The 5,116-nt window shown below is 65.9% G+C and carries 4 protein-coding genes; 1 reads left to right on the forward strand and 3 read right to left on the reverse strand.

Annotated features, from left to right (window positions below):
* Positions 1–1,018: TonB-dependent receptor (locus ACU0BR_RS04880; protein ID WP_446155728.1), on the reverse strand; the 1,018-nt coding region annotated here is incomplete at its 3' end.
* Positions 1,019–1,321: 303 nt separating this feature from the next.
* Here ACU0BR_RS04880 and ACU0BR_RS04885 point away from each other — a divergent pair.
* Complete coding sequence (locus ACU0BR_RS04885) at positions 1,322–2,125, forward strand: TetR/AcrR family transcriptional regulator (RefSeq protein ID WP_446155729.1); 804 nt, start codon at positions 1,322–1,324, stop codon at positions 2,123–2,125.
* 2 nt (positions 2,126–2,127) lie between these two features.
* Here ACU0BR_RS04885 and ACU0BR_RS04890 read toward each other — a convergent pair whose 3' ends face one another.
* A complete protein-coding gene (locus ACU0BR_RS04890) occupies positions 2,128–4,506 on the reverse strand; it encodes a membrane-bound PQQ-dependent dehydrogenase, glucose/quinate/shikimate family (protein WP_446155730.1) in 2,379 nt (792 codons plus the stop codon).
* 198 nt (positions 4,507–4,704) lie between these two features.
* On the reverse strand, positions 4,705–5,116 hold a 412-nt coding region (locus ACU0BR_RS04895), incomplete at its 5' end, for a hypothetical protein (protein ID WP_446155731.1).

The following is a 5,116-nucleotide window of genomic DNA, read 5'->3' on the forward strand; positions in this document are numbered from 1 at the left end:
GGTAACCGCCCACCGCGGTGATCGAACCCAGCCCCGGCATGTTATGCTCGCCGCGCAGATAGGCGCCGTCGACGTCGATGCGGTGGCCCAGCAGCGTGCCGGGGCAGGTCGCGGCGTCGATGTCGCCTTCGCACAGCGTGGTGCCGGTGTCGAACGGGTCGGTCCCGTCGGTCTGGATCCCTTCGAAGCCCACGACGTCGAACAGGAAACCCGGCGGCGTTTCATTGACCGACGGCGGCGAATCCCCGCGGTCGCGCAGAAATTCATAGGTCAGCATGAATTCGGTATCGGGCGTCGCTTCCCAGAGCAGCTTTGCCCGCGCGTTGAAATAGCGGGTGCCGCCGAAATTTTCGCCCGTCGCACGCCGGCCCTGCGGCTCGTCGACATCGTTGTTCTTGGTGAGCTTGTAATAGCCGTCGCTTTCCTGGAACGAACCGGCGAAGCGGAAATACAGCCCGTCGGTGATCGGCAGGTTGAGCGAGGCCTTCACGTCCTTGGTGTCGAAGCTGGAATAGCCCAGCCGGATCTGCCCGCCGAGCGTGGTCTCAGGCCGCTTGGTGATGACATTGACCACGCCGCCCACGGTGTTCTTGCCGAACAATGTGCCTTGCGGTCCGCGCAGCACCTCGATCCGTTCGACGTCGAACAGGTCAAACAGCTGGGTCTGGACGTGGGCCAGCACGAAATCGTCGACCACCACGCCCACGGCGGGTTCGAAGGTCAGGATGATGTCGCCAGTCGACTGGCCTCGAATGCCGATGGAGGCCGCGTTGAAGCCGGGCACATTGGTGATGACCACGTTGGGCACATCGCCCGCCAGTGCGCGGATGTCGGCGGCGAACTTGTTGTCGATCGCCTGCGAGGTGAAAGCTGTGACCGCGACGGGCGTTTCCTGCAGCGATTCCGACACGCGCCTTGCGGTGACGACGATTTCCTCCAGCCCCGTGGCCTGTCCCTGTTGTGCGGTCGGGGAAGGGGTGGGGGCAGCGGGGTCGAGCGCGCCGGGATCCGCAGGCATGTCCTGCGATGGCGGGGGCGCATCGTCCGTCTGGGCCAGCGCGGTCGTGCTGGCTGAACAAAACAGGCCTGCAATGGCCAAGCGCAAGGCGCAACTCGTCTGTTGGCGGAATCCACCCATCGGCTTTCCCTCTCCATGTTTCCGTTCGCTGTTTTGACTGCGAATCGGTTTCGTGATCGCCATCGTTGGGCGATGAGGACAAAAGAACATGGATAATCATTTTTACCAAGCGAAAAACAAACATTTATGTTTTTTTCTTGGGCGGCTTCCTTCGAAAACCGCAGAACGCTAAGGTTTTCGCTTATGGCCAAAATCACGCCTGAACCGGTCGAGACTGCCGAGACACAGCTTCACGTGACGCGAAGCGGTGCATCGCGCCGCGTGCCGCGCCGCTACACCAGCCCCGCGATGGCCGAACGGCGGCAACGCATCATCGATTGCGCGCACCGCCTGCTGGGCGAGGCGGGGGCCGAGGGCATGACCATCGCCCGCCTGTGCCGCGAGGCGGAGGTGGCGCCGCGCACGATCTATCGCCTGTTCACCGACAAGGACGGGGTGATCTTCGCCACCGTCGCCGACCGCATGCGCGAGGTGCGTAGCGTGATCGCGCGCAAGAACCGCACCTATACGCTGGACGTGGTGTTCGACGAGCTGGACTGGATGGTCAGCGAGATGGAGCGCGACACCGAATATGCACGGGTCGCGATCGGCTTCAACTTCGCGCTGAACCCCCGGACGGCCGAGGTTCGCGAATTGCGTTCGGTCGCCTATAACCGGTTCCGCAACTGGCTGGATCTGCAGATAGAGGCTGGGCATACGCGCGCCGATCTCGACCTGGAAAGGCTGGCGCAGCGGCACGTGGTCAGCGAGTTCCTCGTCTATCGCCGCTGGGCGATCGAGATCACCGACAGCGCCGCCTGCCGCATCGAATTGCGCTGCGCCTTCCTGCAAAGCGCCGCCGTGGTGCTGACGGGCGAGGCGCAGGAGATGGCGCTGCGCCAGCTGGCCGAATATCACGCCAAGCTGGGCATGTCCGAGATCGGCGCCGCCGCCTCCACCAACCGCGCCGAGCGCGACGCGGGCGAGGACTTCGTCGGCCGCGCCTGATCCTATCGCGAGGTTGGCGCGTCCTGCGCTGCTCCATCGGGCAGGGCAAAGGCCATCAGGTAATCTCCCGGCGTCGAGCCGAGGAATCCGTGCCCTCCCGCCGCGATCACGACGAATTGCCGCCCGCTGCGCGGTGACACGAAGGTCATCGGCGTCGCCTGTCCCCCTGCGGGCAGGCGTCCGCGCCACAGCTCTTGCCCCGTTCTGGTGTCGAACGCGCGCAGATAATCGTCCAGCGTCGCCGCGATCAGCGTGACGCCGCCGCCGGTCGTGACCGGCCCACCCAGGTTGAAGATACCGGGCACCGCGATGCCCATGGGCGCGATATCCTCCGATGTGCCAAGCGGCCTCTGCCACGCGACCGTGCGGTCGGCCAGGTCGATGGCCGTCAGCTGTCCCCATGGCGGCGTAGTGCAGGGGATGCCCAGCGGCGAAACCATCGGCTCCATCGTCAGCGCATAGGGCGTACCCTCCTGCGGCAGCATGCCGGCGGTATGGGCATTACCCGCCTCTTGCCCCGCCATCGCGGCGCGGTCATGCAGCGTCACGACCTGCGGAATGGCCGATGAGTTCACCACCATCAGCCCGCGCGCCGCATCCACGCTGACGCTGCCCCAGTTCAGCATGCCGAAGATGCCCGGATATTGCAGCGCCCCGCGCGTCGAGGGCGGCGTGAAATCGCCCCGATAATCCAGCGAGCGATAACGGATCCGGCACCACAGCTGGTCGATCGGCGTCGCGCCCCACATGTCGGCCTCGCGCAGGGCGGCGGGGATCAGCGAGGGAAAGCCGGTCTGATAGGGCTGCGTCGCCGCATATCGTTCGCCCGGAACATTGCCTTGCGGCGCGGGCCGTTCCTCGATCCCCGTCAGCGGGGTGCCGTCGCGCCGGTCGAGGATGAAGATCTCGCCCCGCTTCGTCGGCACGGCGACCGCGGGCACCATGCCCGAGGCGGTGGGCATGTCGAACAGCACTGGCTGCGCGGGCACGTCATAATCCCACAGATCGTGCCGTGTGGTCTGGAAATGCCAGCGCACCCGCCCGGTCGCCGCATCCAGCGCCACGACCGAACTGGCATAGCGTTCCAACTCCGCGCTGCGATGCATGCCGACATGATCGGGTGTCGCATTGCCGGTGGGCACATAGACAAGGCCCAGTTCGGGATCCGCGCTCAGCACGCTCCACGCATTGGGCGAGGCGGGGGTATAGGTTTCGCCCTCCGCCAGCGGGGGCGCATCGTCGGGGCGGCCAGAATCCCACGCCCACAGCATCCGCCCCGTGGTGACATCGAACGCGCGGACCACGCCCGAGGGATCGTTCGTCTTGAAATTGTCGCGGACATAGCCGCCGAGCACTGCGGTATCGCCGATGATGACCGGCGGCGAGGTGGTATAGGTCGCCCCCTCGTCGAATTCGCCCAGCCCATCGAGCAGCGAAACGGTGCCATTGTCGCCGAAACCCGGGCAGGGGCGTCCGGTCCGAAGGTCGAGCGCCAGCAGCCGCCCGTCGACCGCCGTGCTGAGCACCCGGCTCGCGCAAAGCCCGCCCGTTTCGCGCGCGCCAGTGCCATCGACGCTGGCGCGGTGCACCGAAACGCCGCGGCAGTTCAGCATCTGCGCCGCGCCGAATTCGGACTTCGGATCGTGCCGCCAGACCTGCCGCCCGCTATCGGGATTGAGCGCCACCACTGCTCCGATGGGCGTGCAGAACACCAGCAGATCGTCCACCATCAGCGGCGTGACCATGAAGGACATCGGCTGCGCGATATCGGGCCGCGCGGCATTGCTGTCGCCGGTGCGGTAACGCCACGCCTCGGTCATGGAGGCGACATTCGCGGGGGTGATCAGCGCGGCGGGAGAATGGCGCGTTCCGGCAGCGTCGCGGCCATAGGCGGTCCATTCCGTGTCGCTGTCCGTCGCCGCCATCAATCGCGGCGTGTCGCTGTACGCAGGATCGCCCAATGCCGGACCCGACGCCAGATAGCTGCCGCCAAGAGCCAGCAGCGCGGCAAGCCCGGCCCCGAACACGGCCCAGCTGCCAAGGCGGGCGCGCGGACCGCCGATCGCGCGTCCCACGAAGGGCAGCGCAAGCAGCAGCGCCAGCACGGCAGGACCCGCCAGTCGCGGCAGCAGGGCCCAGAATTGAAAACCCACCTCGACCAGCGCCCAGACCAGCGTAGCGATCAGGAAAATGGCATATAGCAGCCGCGCATATCCGCTGCGCCGTAGCGCAAGCAGACCCGCAGCAAACAGGACGACGCCCGCGATCAGGTAATAGGGCGATCCGTCCAGCGTGACGAGCCGCGCCCCGCCAGCGCCCAGCAATAATCCCAGCAGGATGAACAGACCCGCGACGGCGTAACGCAAGACCGCGCTGAACATAGGCATCTCCCCCTCGTCCGCCGATGTTCCGGCGTGACGGCAGAGAAAATGGATCATGCATTATCGTTTTTGCAAGCGAAATCTTCGCGCGAGGACCGGCGCAAACGAAGACGGCCGGGCGATCAGGTCCGCCGCGGCCGCTCGTTCAAATGCGAATTGTGAAGCAGGCGCCCGGCAAGGGCGCGATGGCGGGTCAGGTCAGAAGGACAACATGCGCGAGCCGGTCTCGCCCTCGGCATCCTTTTTGTTCTGTCCCTTGTCGTCGCCGATCCCGTGCAGCCGCTTGCGGAACAGCGACTTGATCAGCCGGTCCTCAAGGATGCGGCCACCAAGATAGAGCGCGACGAACAGTCCCGCGAAGACATAGGCCGGCGTGGGGGAGGGGCCTTCTTCCTCGTCCTCTGCGCCAGGGCCGTCGATCTCGGGGGCCGGTGCGCCAAGCGCCTTGTCGATCACATTCTGCGGCAGTTCGATCGTTTCCTTCTCGTCCTCTTCCTCGGCACCGGCTTCCGCGGCGGCGGATGCCTTTTCCCATTCGCCGATCTGTATGTTCAGCTGGGCGAACGCCAGGAACAGCAGCGGGGCAAGGAAGCAATAGAGCAGTGCGCGA

It is taken from the genome of Brevirhabdus sp., assembly GCF_052826345.1.

Coding starts and splice junctions, on each gene's coding strand:
- ACU0BR_RS04885 (WP_446155729.1), top strand. CDS start 1,322: ATGGCCAAAATCACGCCTGAACCGGTCGAGACTGCCGAGACACAGCTT.
- ACU0BR_RS04890 (WP_446155730.1), bottom strand. CDS start 4,506: ATGTTCAGCGCGGTCTTGCGTTACGCCGTCGCGGGTCTGTTCATCCTG.